The sequence below is a fragment of the Achromobacter sp. genome (assembly GCF_049647645.1).
In the GTDB taxonomy this organism is placed as follows: domain Bacteria; phylum Pseudomonadota; class Gammaproteobacteria; order Burkholderiales; family Burkholderiaceae_B; genus Achromobacter.
The window spans coordinates 24,345-41,359 of record NZ_JBARYB010000274.1; the positions used below are offsets into that span (position 1 = coordinate 24,345).

Here is a 17,015-nt window from a genome sequence, read left to right on the forward strand (position 1 = left end):
GGATAGGTCAGGCCGCCTGGGGCGGCTGGGGCCAGGGATGTTGCTCGGGCCGCAGGGTTTCCCAGGCGCGCGCGATGCGCAGCACGCCCAGGTCGTCAAAGCGCGCGCCGGCGATCTGCAGGCCGATGGGCAGGCCCGCCTTGGTGTAGCCGCAATTGACGGACGCCGCGGGCTGCTCGCTCATGTTGTAGGGGAGCGTGTAGCCGATGTGGTGCATGGTGGTCGCCACTTCGTTGGTCGGCGACGGCCACTCGGCGTTGTAGGCGACCACCGGGGCCACGGGCGAGAGCACGTAATCGTAGGGCGCGCAGGCCGCTACCGTCCTGGCGCGCACGTTCATGGTTTCGTAGTAGCTGCGGAATACGTCCTCGCCCGACTGGCCGCCGCCGCTTTCCGCCCAGGTGCGGATGAAGGGCAGGATCTTGTCGCGGCGCTCCTGCGGCAGGGCCGCCAGGTCTATGGCCGAGCGGGTGCGCCAGAAGCGGTCCACGCCTTCCAGCATGGCGGGGGTCATCCAGGGCTGCATCGGCGTGACGATGGCGCCGGCGGCCTCGAAAGCGCGGACCGCGGCCTCGACGGCGGCGCGGATTTCCGGGTCCAGGGGCAGGCCGCAGCCCGCGTCCAGCAGCAGGCCGATGCGCAGGCCGCGCAAGTCGCGCTCCAGGTCCAGCCAGTCGAAGTCCTGGTAGGGCAGGCTCATGTGGTCGCGCGCATCGGGCTGCGACAGCACGCCCATCATGAGCGCAGCATCCGTGACGGTGCGGGTCATGGGGCCGGCGCAGCGGCCCATGAAGGGCGGATCGATGGGGATGCGACCCAGGCTGGGCTTGAGGGTGGCGATGCCGCACCAGGCCGCTGGCAGCCGCACGGAGCCGCCGATGTCGGTGCCAATGTGCAGCGGGCCGTAGCCCGCGGCCGCCGCGGCGCCCGCGCCGGCGCTGGAGCCGCCCGGGTTCTTGGACAGATCCCAGGGATTACGAGTCAGTTCATGGAAGCTGGACAGGCCTGAGGACAGCATGCCGAAGTCGGGCATGGTGGTCTTGCCCAGCAGCACGGCGCCGGCCTCGCGCATGCGGGCGGCTGGCGGCGCATCGGCGGCGGCAGGCTTCAATTCCGTGGCTGCCGTGCCCAGCGGCACCGGCACGCCGCGCGTGGCGATGTTCTCCTTGATGGTGGCCGGCACGCCATCCAGCGTGTGGCCCCCGGTAGCCAGCGGTTCGCCCTTCATCCAGCGGGCTTCGGAGGCGCGGGCCTGGGCCATCGCACCGTCCGCGTCCAGGGCGTAGGTGGCCTTGAGCCGCGGCTCCCAGCGCGCGATGTGGTCCAGCACGGAGCGGGTGACCTCGACGGGTGAGAGCGTCTTGTTGCGGTAGGCCTGGAGCATCTCCACGGCGGACAGTTCATGCGGTTGCGGCATTTCGGTTCCAGTGTGTGTACAGGCTGCGGGCCTCAGGGCGCGGCGGCGTGGCCCAGGCCGGCCGCGACCGGCCGGAAATTGCGGAAGTCCCAGTCGCGTCCGGGCGCGGCGTCGATCAGGGCCCGCGTGTATTCGTGGCGCGGTTCGGTCAGCACGGTTTCAGCGGAGCCGGTCTCGACGACCTTGCCCCGCTGCATCACCATGATGGTGTCGCAGATCTGCGCGGCCACGCGCAGGTCATGGGTGATGAACAGTACGCCCACGCCGGTGCGCTGGCGCACCTGTTCCAGCAGCTCCAGCACCTGCGCCTGCACCGATACGTCCAGCGCGGAAACGGCCTCGTCGGCCACCAGGACCTCGGGATCCATGACCAGGGCGCGCGCGATGCAGATGCGCTGGCGCTGGCCGCCGGAAAACTGGTGCGGGTAGCGGTTCATCGCGTCCGGGCTCAGGCCCACGACGCTCAGCGTTTCGCCGGCGCGCTTCAATGCCTGCTCGCGCGCCACGCCGAAGTTCAGCAGACCCTCGATGATGGATTCACCAACCGTGCGGCGCGGATTCAGCGAACGGTACGGATCCTGGAACACGATCTGGATGCGGCGGCGCACGGGGCGCAGCGCCGCGCCGGACAGCGTGCTGAGGTCTTCGCCGCCCATCATCATGTGGCCGGCGGTGGGCTCGATCAGGCGCACGATGCAGCGCGCCACGGTGGACTTGCCGGAACCGGATTCGCCCACGATGCCCAGGATCTCGCCCTTGCGCAGCGTCAGGTTGACGTCGGTGGCGGCGATCACGCTGCGCGCGGTCTGGCGCGAAAAGAGCGAACTCTTGGTGCCGTAGGTGCGGCCCAGCCCCTTGACGTGCAGCACCGGCATGCCGGCCGGCGCCTCGCGGCGCGAGGGCACCAGGCTGGGCACGGACGACACCAGGCGGCGGGTATAGGACTGCTTGGGTTCGGCCAGGATCTCGTTGCGGGTGCCGCTTTCGATCAGGTCGCCGCGGTTCATCACCACGATGCGGTCGGAGATCTCGGCCACCACGCCGAAGTCGTGCGTGATGAACAGCACGGCGGTCTGGTGCTTGACCTGTAGTTCCTTGATGAGCGCCAGGATCTGCTTCTGCGTGGTCACGTCCAGCGCCGTGGTCGGTTCGTCGGCGATCAGCAGCTTGGGCTCCAGGATCAGCGCCATGGCGATGACGATGCGCTGGCGCTGTCCGCCGGACAGTTGGTGCGGATAGGCTTCGAAGATGCGTTCGACGTCGGGCAGGTGCACGGAGCGGAACATGTCCAGCACCTTGGCGCGGCGTTCCGCGGCCGACATCTGCTTGCGGTGCAGGCGCAGCACTTCGTCGACCTGCTTGCCCACGGTGTGCACGGGGTTCAGCGCGGTCATGGGTTCCTGGAACACCATGGCCATGCGCGTGGCGCGCATCTCGCGCAGGCGGCGCTGCGTGGCGCTGACCACGTCTTCGCCTTCGACGCGGATCGAGCCGGCGCTGACGCCCAGCACGCCGGGAGGCAGCAGGCCCATGACGGCCAGCGAGGTGACGGACTTGCCCGAGCCGGACTCGCCGACCACGCACACCGTTTCGCCGGCGTGCACGTCCAGGCTCAGGTTGCGCACGACGCGGTTGCCGGCGCCGGCGACTTCCACCGAGAGGTTGCGGATGGCCAGGATGGCGGTCGAGGTATCGCCCGCCGGGGGAGTGGGAGAATAGGTCATCGGCATCAGATCCTGCGCACCATTTTCGGGTCCAGCGCGTCGCGCAAGGCGTCGCCCAGGATGTTCACGCTGAGCACGGTCAGCGACAGGAACAGGCCGGGGAACAGGATCAGGCCGGGCAGCATGCGGAAGTACATGCGACCTTCGGACATGATGTTGCCCCAGGAGGCGATCTCGGGCGGGATGCCCGCGCCCAGGAAGCTCAGGATGGCTTCGGTGAGCATGGCGGAGGCGAAGACATACGTGCCCTGCACCGTCAGCGGCGCGATCGTGCTGGGCACCATGTGGCGCCACAGCAGCAGCGGCAACGGCGTGCCCAGGGCCAGCGCCGCCTCGACATAGGGTTCGCCGCGCACGGTCAGGATCTGGCCGCGCACCAGCCGCACCACCCGCGGGATTTCCGGGATGGTGATGGCCACCAGCACCGTGGTGATGCTGGCGCCCGTGACCGACACCAGGGCGATCGCCAGCAGGATGCCGGGAATGGCCATGATGGCGTCCATGGTGCGCATGATCAGCCCGTCCAGCGAACGGAACCAGCCGGCGATCACGCCGATGACCAGGCCGAGGGCGACGCTGACCAGCGCCGCGCCCAGGCCTGCGATCAGCGAGATGCGGGCGCCGTAGGCCACGCGCGACCAGACGTCGCGGCCGAAGGCGTCAGTGCCCAGCAGGTAATCGGAGAAGGGCGGCTTGAGGCGCGCGCCGGGGTTGATGAAAGTGGGGTCGACGGTGCCCAGCAGCGGCGCGAACAGCGCGATGGCGACGACGGCCACCAGCACGATCAGCGCCAGCATCACGGGCCAGCTTTTGAGTCCCTGCCGGATCTGGCGCCAGGCGGTGGCCTGGGGCGTGCCGCCTCCGGGGAGATCGGCGGCCGCTTGCGCGGCGGCATCGGTTGGCGTTTGCATCGTTAGTACCTGATCCGCGGGTCGAACACCGTGTAGGCGCAATCGACAACCAGATTGATGAACACGTAGACGAACGCGAAGAAGAGCGTCAGGCCCTGGATGACGGGGTAGTCGCGCGCCAGCACGGCTTCCACCACCAGCCGGCCCAGGCCGGGGATGTTGAACACCGATTCGGTCACGACCACGCCGCTGATCAGCAGCGCGATGCCCAGACCCACCACCGTGGCGATGGGCACGGCGGCGTTGCGCAGGGCATGGCCCAGCAGCACGCCGGTTTCGCCCAGGCCCTTGGAGCGCGCCGTGCGGATGAAGTCCTCGCCCATGACCTCGATGACGCTGGTGCGCGTGATGCGCGCGATCAGCGCCACGTAGACCGTGGACAGTGCCAGCGACGGCAGGATGAGGCGGTGCAGATAGGGCCAGAAGCCTTTTTCCAGCGGCGTGTAGCCCTGCACGTTGAACCAGCCCAGCTTGATGGCGAAGAGCCAGATCAGCACGTAGCCCGTGACGAATACCGGCACCGAGAAGCCCAGCACCGAGAAGCCCATGACGGCGCGGTCCAGCAGCCTGCCTTGCCGCCATGCGGCCAGCACGCCCAGCGGGATGGCGACGATCAGCGTGAACACCAGGGTCAGGACCGCCAGGCTGAGCGAGGGTTCAAGGCGTTGGCCGATCAGCTTGGTGACCGGCACGCCCGACATGAGCGAAGTGCCCAGGTCGCCTTGCAGGAGCTTGCCGCCCCAGATGAAGAACTGCTTGATGACCGGCTGGTCCAGGCCCATCGTCTGGCGTATCTGCACGATACGCTCGGGCGTGGCGCCGTCGCCCGCCATGATGATGGCCGGATCTCCCGGGCTGAAACGCAATATCGCGAAGACCACCACCGCGACCATCACCAGAACGGGGATGGTCGCGAGGAGCCGGCGTGAGACAAATGCCAGCATGTATTTCCCCCTGAACTACTTGCCCGTCAAGGGGCTTTCTTGACGTTCCAGAACGCGAACACCGGCGCATGGACCAGGCCCGACAGTTTGGTCGAGTAGACGGTGGGCACGGACATCTGGCCCAGCGGCACGTACAGGCCTTCGTCGATGCCGATGCGCTGCACTTCCTCGGCGATCTTCTTCTGTTCCGCGGGGTCGGAGGTCAGCGCCATCTTGGTGCGCAGTTCCTCGATCTGCGGGAAGTCGGGCCAGCCGAACCACGCGTTGTCGCCGTTGGCGGCAGCCGGAGCGGAACGGACCGGGTCCATCACGTCGGTGGCATACCAGTTGGTGTTGTGGATGTTCCAGCCGCCTTCCGCCGGCGCGGCCTTCGAGGCGCGGCGCGTGGCCACGCTCTGCCAGTCCATCGCGGCCAGGTTGACGTTGAAGCCGGCCTTGCGCAGCGCCTGGGCCATCACCACCGGCTGGGCCGACAGGGTGCCGACGTCGGTCGCGTGCATGACCAGGATGGGCGTGTTGTCGTAGCCGGCTTCCTTCAGCAGCGCCTTGGCCTTTTCGATGTTGGACGGCACCACCATGTCCTTGCCGATGTCGCTTTCCAGCGGCGTGCCGCAGCCCCACAGCGAGGCGCAGGTCTTCCAGTACTTGGGATTGCCGACCAGCGCCTTCATCACGTCTTCCTGGCCGATGGCGTACATCGCGGCCTGGCGCACCTTCTTGTTGTTGAAGGGCGGGTACTTGAAGTTGAAGCGGTACATCGTGAAGTAGCCGACCGGGCTGAGCGACTCTTCCTTCAGGTCCTTGTTGCCTTCGATCATCGGCAGCAGGTCGTAGGGGAACTGTTCGACGAAGTCGATTTCGCCGCCCAGCAGCGCGTTGGCGGTGGTCAGCGCGTCAGGCATGACGTCCCATTCGACCTTGTCGACGTTGACGACCTTGCCGCCGGCCAGGCCGCTGGCGGGTTCCTTGCGCGGCACGTAGTCGGCGTTCTTGGCGTAGACCGTCTTCACGCCCGGCTTGAATTCGATGACCTTGAACGGACCCGAGCCGGTCATGTCGGTGATGGGCTGGCCGATGGCCTGTTCGGCGATGCGCTTGGGCATCATGAACGGCGCGGTGCCGGTGGGCTTGGACAGGGCGCGCAGCGCCAGGTCAGTGGGTTCCTTCATGACGATGCGGAAGTTCTTGTCGTCGATGACTTCGATCTTGTCGGTGAACTTCAGCAGCGTGCGGCCCATGCCGTCGCCGGCGGCCCAGCGCTTGATCGACGCGACGCAGTCCTCGGAGGTCACCGGCTTGCCGTCATGCCACTTCTGGCCGTCGCGCAAGGTCATGGTGTAGGTCTTGCCGTCGGGCGAGACTTCCCACTTTTCCAGCATCTGCGGCTGGATCTTGTTGTCGGCGTCAGTGGCCAGCAAGGTGTCGTAAATCATGTAGCCGTGCCACGTCGTGATGTACGCGGTGGTGGCATGCGGGTCGGTCAGGCGCAGAGGCGAGTGCATCACCGACTTGATGACGGTCTCGGCGTAGGCGCCATGAGCCATCATCAGGGTGGCGCCGGCCAGCGCGGCCGCTCGGACGTACTTCAGCATGAATGTTCCCCTTGATGCGTAGTGAGCGGCGCCATCGCGCCGCTGCGTCGTTGATCCGCCGCGCTGGGGCGGCGTGCGAGCTTCAGGCGGTAGCGGGCCTGCCCGAAAAGACGGGTCCGCAAGGCGCCATTCTGATGCCGGGACGCAACCGTGTCCATGGTTGTTTTGCCGCATCCATCAGCATGGAACCGGGGGCTGCGCACACCAGGATCGTCTGGGCGATGTCGGTGAAATCCGCGCGGAAGTGCGCGGAACTCTTGACCACCAGGATCGCGGCGCGTTGCGGCTCTACGCCGGCGAAGCGGAACATCTCCTGGTCGGCCATCTGCACCTTGTTGGATGCGACGATGATGCGCACGCCGCCGATGCGCAGGCAGGCGCTGGGACCCAGGTCCATATGGAAGCCACGATAGAAGGCGCCGTGCGTATCGAAGCGTCCATCCGAAGTTTTCTCGACGATGAACTCGCTGTCCAGCGGTTCATCGTCGGGAATACCCGAGTGTCCACCCAATGCAATCCGTACCTTGTTTCCGGCGCCGGCGCGATGCGCCGCCAGCGCGGCCGCGGGGTCGACGATCAGGCCGATGGCGGTATCGCGCGCATCGTGCCTGATCAGGGCGCGCAATACGCCGGTGGTGTCGGAACTGCCGCCCGCGCCCGGATTGTCCTGCGCGTCGGCGATGACCACGGGTTTATGCGCGTCGCGCGCCAGGCGCATGGCTTCCTGTACGGCTTCGTCGGGCGTGTAGAGCTTGCCGCCGAAGTCGCGTTCCGCGTTGAGCACGGCGCGGGTCATCTCGTCGGCCGCGGCGTCGGCTTCGGCCTGCGTGGCGCCGTAGGCCCACACCGTGGGCGCGCATTCGGGGAAGTCGGCCGCGGGAAAACCCGTGGCGAACGACAGGCTGAGAGCGCCGCGCGTTTCGAGCTCGCCCACCATCTGGTACAGGCTGCGCGAGGGTTCGATATCGGTGGACTGCCAGCACAGCGAAATCAGGTAGGGCAGCGCGCGCAGGGCCACGCAGGGCCGCGGCGCGCCGGCCAGCCGCGCGGCCAGCAGTTCGGCGGCGCGTTGTCCGGTTTCGGCCATGTCGATATGCGGATAGGTGCGATAGCAGACCAGCGCGTCCGCGTGGCGCACCATGGCGCGGGTCACGTTGGCGTGCAGGTCCAGGCTGGCCACGACGGGCACGTCGGGCCCCACCAGTTCGCGCACGCGCTTGAGCAATTCGCCTTCGCCATCGTCCAGGTGTTCCGTGACCATGGCGCCGTGCAGGTCCAGATAGACGCCGTCCAGCGGCAGCGCCAGCGACAGGCCTTGTAGGATCAACGCGCTGATGCGTTCGAAAGCATCCTTGGTGACCGGCCCCGAGGGGCTGGCCGCCGCCCAGGTAGTCGGCAGCAGCGTGTGCCGCCCCATGGCTTCGATGAAGCCGGCCACCGGTATGTTGGCGCCCGCCACCGCCTGGAACATCGCCGGCCCGCTGACCAGCTTGGGCCAGCCGCCGCCCTTCTCGGCAAAGTCTTCCCACGCCGCGCGCGAAGGCGCGAACGTATTGGTTTCATGCTGAAAGCCGCCTATCCCGATGCGCATCAGGATCCCCTTGTTGTTTTGGTGTCAGGAAGGCGCGGGCCAAGCCGCGCCCAAGTCAGTTCTAAAGTGGCGCCACCGCGCCACCAGCCACGCATAAAACAGGCACAACGAAAACAGGCACTACGAAAACAGGCACTACGCCCCAATCAGGCAAGACCTCCCCCAAGCGGGGTCGCGCGGATCCGGCTCCGCCGGTCCGCAGCGACGCCCCCTTGAGGGGGAAGCGCGCAGCGCTTCGGGGGTGGGCTCACTTAGCGACGGGCATCGTGAATTCCGCGCCCTTGGCGATGCTGTCAGGCCAGCGCTGCATCACGCTCTTGTAGCGCGAATAGAAGCGGATGCCTTCTTCGCCGTAGGCGTGGTGGTCGCCGAACAGCGAACGCTTCCAGCCGCCGAAGGAGTGCCAGGCCATGGGTACGGGAATGGGCACGTTGATGCCGACCATGCCGACCTTGATCTGGCGGGCGAAGGCGCGCGCCACGCCGCCGTCGGAGGTGAAGCAGGCCACGCCATTGCCGAACTCATGGGCGTTGATCAGTTCCACCGCCGAGGCGAAGTCCGGCACGCGCACCACGCACAGCACCGGGCCGAAGATTTCCTCGCGGTAGATGTTCATGGCGGGCTTGACGTTGTCGAACAGCGTGCCGCCGAGGAAGAAGCCCTTTTCGTTGCCCGGCACTTGCAGGCCGCGGCCGTCGACCACCAGGTCGGCGCCGGAAGCGATGCCGTCCTCGATGTAGCCCAGGACCTTGTTGCGGTGCTGGGCGGTCACCAGCGGACCCATTTCGGCGTCCGATTGCATGCCGTCCTTGACCACCAGCGCCTTGACGCGCGGCGTCAGGCGTTCGACCACCTTGTCGGCCACGTCGCCCACCGCCACGGCCACCGAGATGGCCATGCAGCGTTCGCCGGCCGAGCCGTAGGCCGCGCCCATGAGGGCGTCGGTGACCTGGTCCAGGTCGGCGTCGGGCATGATCACCATGTGGTTCTTGGCGCCGCCCAGCGCCTGCACGCGCTTGCCGCGGCGCGTGCCTTCGGCGTAGATGTATTCGGCGATGGGCGTCGAGCCGACGAAGGACAGGGCTTCCACGTCCGGATGCGCGATCAGCGCGTCCACAGCCTGCTTGTCGCCATGCACGACGTTGAACACGCCCTCGGGCAGGCCGGCCTCGGCCAGCAGTTCGGCCAGGCGCAGCGAGGCCGAGGGATCGCGCTCGGAAGGCTTGAGCACGAAGGTGTTGCCGCAGGCAATGGCCACCGGGAACATCCAGCACGGAACCATCATGGGGAAATTGAACGGCGTGATGCCGGCCACCACGCCCAGCGCCTGGCGCATGCTCCAGTTGTCGATGCCGCCGCCGATCTGGTCGGAGTACTGGCCCTTCATCAACTGAGGAATGCCGCAGGCGAACTCGACGATTTCGATGCCTCGCGTGACCTCGCCCTTGGCGTCGGAAAACACTTTGCCGTGCTCGCGCGTGATCAGCTCGGCCAGTTCGTCCTGATGCTTGTCCAGCAACGCCTTGAAGTTGAACAGGATGCGCGCGCGCTTGAGCGCGGGCGTTTCGGACCAGGCCGGAAAGGCGGTCTTGGCGGCGGCCACGGCCAACGCCACTTCTTCGTTGGACGCCAGGGGAATGGAGGAGACGACTTCGCCGGTGGCGGGGTTGAAGCCGTCGGCGTAGCGGTTGCTGCGGCCGTCGTAGTGCTGGCCGTTGATGAAATGCGGGATCTTCTTCATGGGTCGAACGCTCGAATCCGGGGCTTTGAAAAATGCCGGAGGGCGGCCTGGGGCCGCCCTGGCGAAATGCCGCCCCTCGCGGGGCAGCGCATTATCAGGCGAGTTCCTTCAGTATCTTGCCGATCTGTTCGAAGATCTGGCCGATCTGGGCTTCTTCGATGATCAGCGGGGGCGAGATCGCGATGATGTCGCCCGTGTAGCGCACCATCAGGCCGTTGTCGAAGCACTTCTGGAAGACTTCGGCGGCGCGCGCGCCGGGAGCGCCCGCGCGCGGCGCCAGCTCGATGCCGCAGACCAGGCCCAGGTTGCGCACGTCGATGACGTGCGGCGCGCCCTTCAGGCTGTGGGCGGCTTCCTGGAAGGCGCCGGACAGCTTGCGGGCGCGGCCGAACAGGTCTTCGCGGCGATAGATGTCCAGCGTGGCCAGGATGGCCGCGGCCGCGAGCGGGTGGGCCGAATAGGTGTAGCCGTGGAAGAACTCGATGCCCCCGGCGGGGCCGTTGACGATGGCGTCATGCACCTCGCGTTTGACCGCGACGGCGCCGGCCGGCACCGCGGCGTTGCTCACGCCCTTGGCCATCGCGATGATGTCCGGCGTGACCCCGAAGAACTCGGATGCCGTGGCGGCGCCCAGGCGGCCATAGGCGGTGATGACTTCGTCGAAAATCAGCAGGATGCCGTGTTTGGAGGTGATTTCGCGCAGCTTCTCCAGATAGCCCTTGGGCGGGATCAGCACGCCCGTCGAGCCCGCCATGGGTTCGACGATGACCGCGGCGATGGTGGAGGGATCGTGCAGGGCGACGATGCGCTCGAGTTCATCGGCCAGGTGCGCGCCCCATGCCGGCTGGCCCTTGGAGTAGGCGTTCTGCTCGATATTGTGGGTGTGCGGCAGATGGTCCACGGCGGGCAGCAGCGCGCCGGAGAAGGTCTTGCGGTTGGTGGAGATGCCGCCGACCGAGATGCCGCCGAAGCCCACGCCGTGGTAGCCGCGCTCGCGGCCGATGAGGCGGGTGCGCTGGCCTTCGCCGCGGGCGCGGTGATAGGCCAGGGCGATCTTCAGGCAGGTGTCGACGGATTCGGAACCCGAGTTCGTGAAGAAGACCCGGTCCAGTCCCTGGGGCATCATGCCGGCGACGGCGGTGGCGGCTTCGAAGGCCAGCGGGTGGCCCAGCTGGAAGCCCGGCGCGTAGTCCATGACGCCCGCCTGGCGGGAGATCGCGGCAACGATTTCCTCGCGGCCGTGGCCGGCGTTGACGCACCACAGGCCGGCGGTGCCGTCCAGGATTTGGCGGCCGTCGGTCGACGTGTAGTACATGCCCTTGGCGGTCGCCAGCATGCGCGGGTGCGCCTTGAACTGCTTGTTGGCGGTGAAGGGCATCCACAGATGGGACAGGTCGGGCAATTTTTCGGGGGCGTTCATGGCGGCTCCAGGGGACGGACAAGCGCTGGACTTGGGCGACGGGTGTGCAGCCAGCGGGATTGAAACGATTCTGGTGCGTCTGGCGGGGAATGAAAATATACGATCCGCGCAAATGCGGCTAACTGTATAGTTGTGAGCGACACAACTGTACAGTTATCTCCGTGATCGATTTCCAGCCGAACCGCGCCCGTGGCCGCGGACTGGCGCCGACCCTGGTCGAGCAGCTGGTCGCCGCCATCCTGCGCGCCATCGAAGAACAGACTTTGCGTCCGGGTATGTCCCTACCCTCGGTGCGCGAGTTCGCGCGCCAGTACGCCATCAGCACCTTTACGGTGGCCAGCGCCTACAGCCGCCTGGTATCGCTGGGCTGGTTGGCGGCGCGGCCGGGTGCGGGCTATCGGGTTGCGACGCCGGACGCGCCGGCGCGCCCGAGCCAAGCGCCATCGTGGGAGCCGCCGCGCTTGAACGCTGGCTGGCTGCTGTCGGACATCTTTGCGGACCATTCCATCCCCATCAAGTCGGGCTGCGGCTGGCTGCCAGGCGAATGGCTGAACGAAGAAGGGCTGCACATGGCGCTGCGCCATATGGGGCGGGTGCCAGCCATGCGCATTGCGAACTACGGCCATCCCTACGGCTATGCGCCGCTGCGCGAGACCATCGCGGCCAGTCTGAGCGCGCAGGGCATGGAGGTCGAGGCCTCGCAGGTCGTGCTGACCCAGGGCGTGACGCATGGCCTGGACATGGTGATACGCACCTTGCTGCGGCCGGGCGACACGGTGGTGGTCGAGCAACCCGCCTATGCCAACCTGCTGCAGATGCTGCGCCTGGCCGGCTTGCGCGCGGTGCCCGTGCCGCGCACGCTGGACGGGCTGGACTGCGAGGCGCTGGAAACGGTGGTGGCGCGCCACCGGCCGCGGGCCCTGGTCGTCAATACCGCCTTGCAGAACCCGTCGGGCGCCAGCGTCAGCATGGCCAATGCATTCCGCATCCTGCAGGCGGCCGAGCGGCATGGCTTGTGGGTGGTGGAAGACGACATCTCGCGCGAACTTGCGCCCGGCGTGACGCCCATGCTGGCCGCCCTGGACGGGGCGCGGCGCGTGGTCTACCTGGGCGGCTACTCCAAGGTGATCAGTCCGTCGGTGCGGGTGGGCTATGTGGTGGCGCACCGCGATCTGGCGCGCGACATCGCACGCACCAAGATGGCGGTAGGCCTGACCTCGCCGGAAATCATGGAGCGTATCGTGCACCAGGTCATCCGCGAAGGCCGCTACCGCGCCCATATCGCCCGTACCCGCGAGCGTCTGGCGGCGGCCCATGCCGGGGTGGCCGAGCTGATGGCGCAGCATGGTTTCGAGATCTATGGGAGGCCGCAGGGCGGCTTGTTCCTGTGGGCCAAGGTAGCCGGACAATGGCGCGAGCGCGGCGCCAACGGCTTGGCGGAACTGGCGTTGAAAGACGGCATCTGGCTGGCGCCCGGCTCTTATTTCGAGGCGGACGAGGCCGACACCCCCTGGGTGCGCTTCAACGTGGCTTATTCGGAGGCGCCCGCCCTCTGGCGCTTCATGCGCAACGCCGGGGCGGCTGTGTGATGGGTTTCGCACCCATCAGCCAATAGCTACTGGCGCTCGTACGTCACGAAATCGTATTCGTAGCCGTTTTCAGCCGGCTGCGCTGCGCGCGCCGTTTCCTTCCATTGGAAGGCGGGCAGCAAAGGGAAGAAGGCATCGCCGTCGACCTCGGCTCGGACTTCGGTGGCCAGGATGCGCTGGGCCAGGGGCAGGGCCTGCGCATAGATCTGCGCGCCGCCAATGACAAAGGCCGCGTCGATGTCGCCGCAGGCCTGGATTGCGGCCTCCAGAGAGGGGACCACGATGGCGCCCGCGGCGCTGAAATCGGTATTGCGGCTGATCACGACGTTGCTGCGGCCAGGCAGCGGCCGGCCCAGCGAGTCCCAGGTCTTGCGGCCCATGATGATGGGGTGGCCCAAGGTGCTGCGTTTGAAGTGCGCCAGATCGCCCGGTAGCCTCCAGGGCAGGGCGTTGTCGCGTCCGATGACGCGATTGGTGGAATAGGCGACGATAAGGGTAAGGCTGGCGGGCATGCGGGATCGGGGCGGTAGGGGTTCGGCCGGTCGGCTACGGCAAGCGTAGCAAATTTGCGCGGCGGCCTGCGCCGCGCCGGCCTCCTCAGTCGGCCGCGTGTTCCAGGAATTCGGTGGCGGGCATGGGTTTGCCCAGCAGGAAGCCCTGCAGTGAATCGCAACCCAGGCCGGTCAGGAACTTCTGTTGCGCCGGCGTTTCCACGCCCTCGGCCACGATGCGCAGGTTGAGCTGCTGCGCCAGCGCGACGATGGCTGACACGATGGCGGCATCCTCGTTGTCGTTTTCCAGCTGGTTGACGAAGCCGCGGTCGATCTTCAGCTCGGTGGCCGGCAGCCGCTTCAGATAGAGCAGGCTGGAATAGCCGGTGCCGAAGTCGTCGATGGAAATCGTCACGCCCAGGTTCGACAGGCGCTTGAGCACCGCCAGGCTGGCCTCGGCGTCGCGCATGGCGGTGGATTCCGTCACTTCGAGGGTCAGGCAGGCCGGCGGAACGCTGTGGCGTTCCAGGGCCGAGCGCACCGTTTCCACCAGGCTGGCGTGGGCGAACTGCAGGGCCGAGATATTGACGGCGATGGTCCAATGGCCCTGGCCGGCGTCGATCCATTCGCGCATCTGGCGGCAGGCCTCGTTGATCACCCATTCGCCGATGGGCAGGATCAGGCCGGTCTTTTCCGCCGTGGGGATGAACTGGTCGGGACCTACCAGGCCGCGCGTCGGATGGTTCCAGCGCAGCAGGGCCTCGGCGCCGATGATGGGGCCGGCGGGCGCTTCGTACTTGGGCTGGTAATGCAGGATGAGCTGGTTGCGTTCCTGCGCCAGGCGCAGGTCGTGCAGCAGCTCGATCTGCTCGTGCGCGTCCGCATTCATGGACGGCTCGAAGAAGCTGTAGCCGGTGCCGCCCAGACGCTTGGCGTGGTACATCGCCGCGTCGGCGTTGGTCAGCAGGGCATGGGTATCCTGGCCGTCGTTGGGATAGATGGCGATGCCCACGCTGGAGGTCACCATCACCTCATGCCCGTAAACCGTAACGGGGCGGGCGATGGCGTCGATCAGGCGGTCGGCCACGTTGGCTGCGTCGGTGGGTTCGACCACTTCGCTCAGCACGATGAACTCGTCGCCACCCAGGCGCGCCACCGTGTCCTGGGTGCGCAGGGTCAGGCGGATGCGCTGCGCCAGGTCGATCAGCAGTGCGTCGCCGGTGTGGTGCCCGTAGGCGTCGTTGACCGCCTTGAAGCCGTCCAGGTCGAAGAACAGCACCGCGAAGTAACCCTTGCGCCGGGTGGCGCTTTCGATCGCTTGCTCCAGCCGGTCTTCCAGCAGGATGCGGTTGGGCAACTTGGTCAGCGTGTCATGCAGCGCCAGTTGCACCAATTCTTCATTGGCTTCGGCCAGCGAGGACGCCAGGGCCGAGGTGCGCGCTTCCAGCCGGTTGTCCAGCACCGCGACCAGCAGGGCGATGGCCAGCACGCTCAGGGTTACCGCTGTGACGGCGATGGCCAGCCAGCCGGCCGAGATGCCGCTATTGGCCGCCATGCAGATGCTGCCGGCGGGGAATCCCGCAGCGGCCATGCCGGTGTAGTGCATGCCGACGATGGCGATGCCCATGATGACTGCCGCCAGCGGCCGCGACCAGGCCACGCGGGGGCCGCCGTGGCGCAGGCGGTAGGTGATCCACAGCGCCGCGCCGGAGGCAGCCACGGCAATCACGATGGATAGCGCGAACCACTTGGCGTCGTAGACGATGCCGGGCTCCATGAGCATGGCGGCCATGCCGAGGTAGTGCATGGCCGCGATGCCGGCTCCCATGAGCAGGGCGCCGATCACGAGCCGCCGCCGCGGCAGCTCATCCTTGCTCACGGTCCACAGGGCGAAGGCGGAGCAGCCGATGGCGATGACCAGCGACAGGACGGTGAGGGGCAGGTCGTAGCCCATGGGAATGGGCAGGCTGAAGGCCAGCATGCCGACGAAATGCATCGACCAGATGCCCACGCCCATCGCGAAAGCGCCGCCCGCCAGCCAGTAGCGCGCGCTGGGCAACCCGTTCGAGGCCCTGACGCGGTTGGCCATGCCCAACGCCGTGTACGACGCCAGGATGGCGACTCCTAGGGATACGAGGACGAGCGAAGGGTTATAAGTTCCGACGAGCATTTGTGGGGTCCTGTCCTTGGCGCAAACTGCCGCCGCACGGGCTTCATATCAAATCAATTGGTAGTCTATAGTTGCAAGTCGGTCGCAAGACAGAATTCCGCGGTCGACGCTGGTGATGCACATGCTCTCTTATTGGGATGGGGGGCGGCTGCGCAACGCCGGCGGATGGCGCTGCCGGGCGGATTGCCCGGTTTCGGCGAGCGACAGGCACGGCGCGGCAGGTGCCGGTCGGAAGCATTGGCGCGCAGCGCATTCTGGACGCGCGTCCATGGCTAAGGGATGGGTTATACCGAAAACGCGCTTCCAGATGCTCACCAATCTTCACTTGCGCACATGAGCGCGCGGGCGGGGGGCGCCTTGGGCGAATCCCCCAGGCGCCTGCCGCCATGGCCGTCCCCGAGGTTGACGCCGGGACGGCTGTTCTGAGCAGTCCTATACGGCCATGGCGGCCGTGAGCGGGGCGTGGTGCGTGTAGCCCGACAGAGAGAAGTCGCCCGGCTCCACTTTTTCCAACCATTCGGGCTCGTAGCGCCCGGTCACCGCGAAATCCGGAATGCGGTCCGACAGGACCAGCCTCGGCGCCTCGTAAGGCTCGCGCGTGAGCTGCTCGCGCAGCATCGGCAGGTGATTTTCGTAGATGTGCGCATCGCCGATGAAATAGGTGAACCAGCGCGGCGCATAGCCTGTCAGGCGGCCGACCAGATGCAGCAGGGCCGCGCCTTCGGTGAGATTGAATGGCGTGCCTAGCCCGACATCGTTGGAGCGGATATACAAGCACAGCGATATTTCTCGGGTCGTCGCGTTCGGCAGGAATTGATAGAGCAGATGGCAGGGGGGCAGGGCCATTTCCTCGATCTGCGCCCAGTTCCAGCCATGGAACAGGATGCGGCGGTCGCCAGGGCGCTCATGGATGGTGTCCAGGCATTGCCGCAATTGGTCCACCGCCTTGTAGAGCAGCACCTTCGGCACGCCGCCTTCCTCCAGCTCGGCCACTTGGGCGTAGCCGCGCGACAGGGCGTCGGCGATCTGCGCCGGACGGCTGGCGTCCAGCATCTTGTAGGCCGGCCATTGGCGCCATTGCACGCCATACACGGGGCCCAGGTCATCGGGCCCTTCCCGGTACGGATTGGCCAGCCACTGGCTGTTTTCGTTGGCGTTCTGGTCCCACACCTTGCAGCCGAGCTCGCGGAATTCCGCCGCGTTGCGCGAGGCGCGCAGGAAACCCACCATTTCGCCGATGGCGGACTTGAACGCCAGCTTCTTGGTGGTCACTGCAGGGAAGCCCTTTTGCAGGTCGAAGCGCAGCGATGCGCCCGGCATGCTCAGCGTGCGTATGCCCGTGCGGTTTTCCTGCCACGCGCCGGTGTCCAGGATGGATTGAACGAGGTCCAGGTATTGTTTCATGGCGGTCCTTGCGTACGCTCG

12 protein-coding genes are annotated in these 17,015 nt (G+C 67.0%); 1 reads left to right on the plus strand and 11 read right to left on the minus strand.

The features are described 5' to 3' along the window. Nucleotides 1-7: 7 nt before the first annotated feature. From WBB14_RS31530 to WBB14_RS31565, 8 genes are all read right to left on the minus strand, one after another. Nucleotides 8-1,417, minus strand: a complete 1,410-nt coding sequence (locus tag WBB14_RS31530; RefSeq protein WP_424243265.1) for an amidase — start codon at nt 1,415-1,417, stop codon at nt 8-10. A 32-nt stretch (nt 1,418-1,449) separates the two neighbouring features. Then, entirely contained in the window at nt 1,450-3,141 is a 1,692-nt protein-coding gene (locus WBB14_RS31535) for an ABC transporter ATP-binding protein (RefSeq protein WP_424243266.1), read from the minus strand. A 5-nt stretch (nt 3,142-3,146) separates the two neighbouring features. Beyond that, nucleotides 3,147-4,052, minus strand: a complete 906-nt coding sequence (locus WBB14_RS31540; protein ID WP_013396227.1) for an ABC transporter permease — start codon at nt 4,050-4,052, stop codon at nt 3,147-3,149. Between the two features lie 2 nt (nt 4,053-4,054). Beyond that, nucleotides 4,055-4,996 (minus strand): ABC transporter permease, encoded by a 942-nt coding sequence (locus tag WBB14_RS31545; RefSeq protein WP_424243267.1) that lies wholly within the window; start codon nt 4,994-4,996, stop codon nt 4,055-4,057. Nucleotides 4,997-5,022: 26 nt separating this feature from the next. Then, a complete protein-coding gene (locus WBB14_RS31550; protein WP_042795171.1) occupies nt 5,023-6,588 on the minus strand; it encodes an ABC transporter substrate-binding protein in 1,566 nt (521 codons plus the stop codon). An 82-nt stretch (nt 6,589-6,670) separates the two neighbouring features. Beyond that, nucleotides 6,671-8,179, minus strand: a complete 1,509-nt coding sequence (locus WBB14_RS31555) for a M81 family metallopeptidase (protein WP_424243268.1) — start codon at nt 8,177-8,179, stop codon at nt 6,671-6,673. 247 nt (nt 8,180-8,426) lie between these two features. After that, nucleotides 8,427-9,920, minus strand: a complete 1,494-nt coding sequence (locus WBB14_RS31560; RefSeq protein ID WP_424243269.1) for a CoA-acylating methylmalonate-semialdehyde dehydrogenase — start codon at nt 9,918-9,920, stop codon at nt 8,427-8,429. Between the two features lie 94 nt (nt 9,921-10,014). Further along, nucleotides 10,015-11,340, minus strand: coding sequence for an aspartate aminotransferase family protein (locus WBB14_RS31565; RefSeq protein WP_424243270.1), 1,326 nt, complete (start codon nt 11,338-11,340; stop codon nt 10,015-10,017). A gap of 161 nt (nt 11,341-11,501) precedes the next feature. On the opposite strand from WBB14_RS31565, the gene WBB14_RS31570 reads away from it, so the two are divergent. Next, nucleotides 11,502-12,929, plus strand: coding sequence for a PLP-dependent aminotransferase family protein (locus tag WBB14_RS31570; RefSeq protein WP_424243271.1), 1,428 nt, complete (start codon nt 11,502-11,504; stop codon nt 12,927-12,929). A 26-nt stretch (nt 12,930-12,955) separates the two neighbouring features. On the opposite strand, the gene WBB14_RS31575 is transcribed toward WBB14_RS31570, so the two are convergent. The 3 genes from WBB14_RS31575 to WBB14_RS31585 form a co-directional block, all read right to left on the minus strand. Next, nucleotides 12,956-13,441 carry a dihydrofolate reductase gene (locus WBB14_RS31575; RefSeq protein ID WP_424243272.1) on the minus strand — a complete coding sequence of 162 codons (486 nt, stop codon included), beginning with the start codon at nt 13,439-13,441 and terminating at the stop codon, nt 12,956-12,958. Between the two features lie 85 nt (nt 13,442-13,526). Next, nucleotides 13,527-15,590, minus strand: a complete 2,064-nt coding sequence (locus WBB14_RS31580) for a putative bifunctional diguanylate cyclase/phosphodiesterase (protein WP_424243273.1) — start codon at nt 15,588-15,590, stop codon at nt 13,527-13,529. Between the two features lie 432 nt (nt 15,591-16,022). Next, nucleotides 16,023-16,994 (minus strand): thymidylate synthase, encoded by a 972-nt coding sequence (locus WBB14_RS31585; protein ID WP_424243274.1) that lies wholly within the window; start codon nt 16,992-16,994, stop codon nt 16,023-16,025. Nucleotides 16,995-17,015 lie beyond the last annotated feature (21 nt).

Excerpts from the sequence above, each read along its gene's own strand:
- WBB14_RS31580 (WP_424243273.1), bottom strand. The coding sequence starts at position 15,590 with ATGCTCGTCGGAACTTATAACCCTTCGCTCGTCCTCGTATCCCTAGGA.
- WBB14_RS31555 (WP_424243268.1), bottom strand. The coding sequence starts at position 8,179 with ATGCGCATCGGGATAGGCGGCTTTCAGCATGAAACCAATACGTTCGCG.
- WBB14_RS31535 (WP_424243266.1), bottom strand. The coding sequence starts at position 3,141 with ATGACCTATTCTCCCACTCCCCCGGCGGGCGATACCTCGACCGCCATC.
- WBB14_RS31565 (WP_424243270.1), bottom strand. The coding sequence starts at position 11,340 with ATGAACGCCCCCGAAAAATTGCCCGACCTGTCCCATCTGTGGATGCCC.
- WBB14_RS31550 (WP_042795171.1), bottom strand. The coding sequence starts at position 6,588 with ATGCTGAAGTACGTCCGAGCGGCCGCGCTGGCCGGCGCCACCCTGATG.
- WBB14_RS31540 (WP_013396227.1), bottom strand. The coding sequence starts at position 4,052 with ATGCAAACGCCAACCGATGCCGCCGCGCAAGCGGCCGCCGATCTCCCC.
- WBB14_RS31545 (WP_424243267.1), bottom strand. The coding sequence starts at position 4,996 with ATGCTGGCATTTGTCTCACGCCGGCTCCTCGCGACCATCCCCGTTCTG.
- WBB14_RS31560 (WP_424243269.1), bottom strand. The coding sequence starts at position 9,920 with ATGAAGAAGATCCCGCATTTCATCAACGGCCAGCACTACGACGGCCGC.
- WBB14_RS31575 (WP_424243272.1), bottom strand. The coding sequence starts at position 13,441 with ATGCCCGCCAGCCTTACCCTTATCGTCGCCTATTCCACCAATCGCGTC.
- WBB14_RS31585 (WP_424243274.1), bottom strand. The coding sequence starts at position 16,994 with ATGAAACAATACCTGGACCTCGTTCAATCCATCCTGGACACCGGCGCG.
- WBB14_RS31530 (WP_424243265.1), bottom strand. The coding sequence starts at position 1,417 with ATGCCGCAACCGCATGAACTGTCCGCCGTGGAGATGCTCCAGGCCTAC.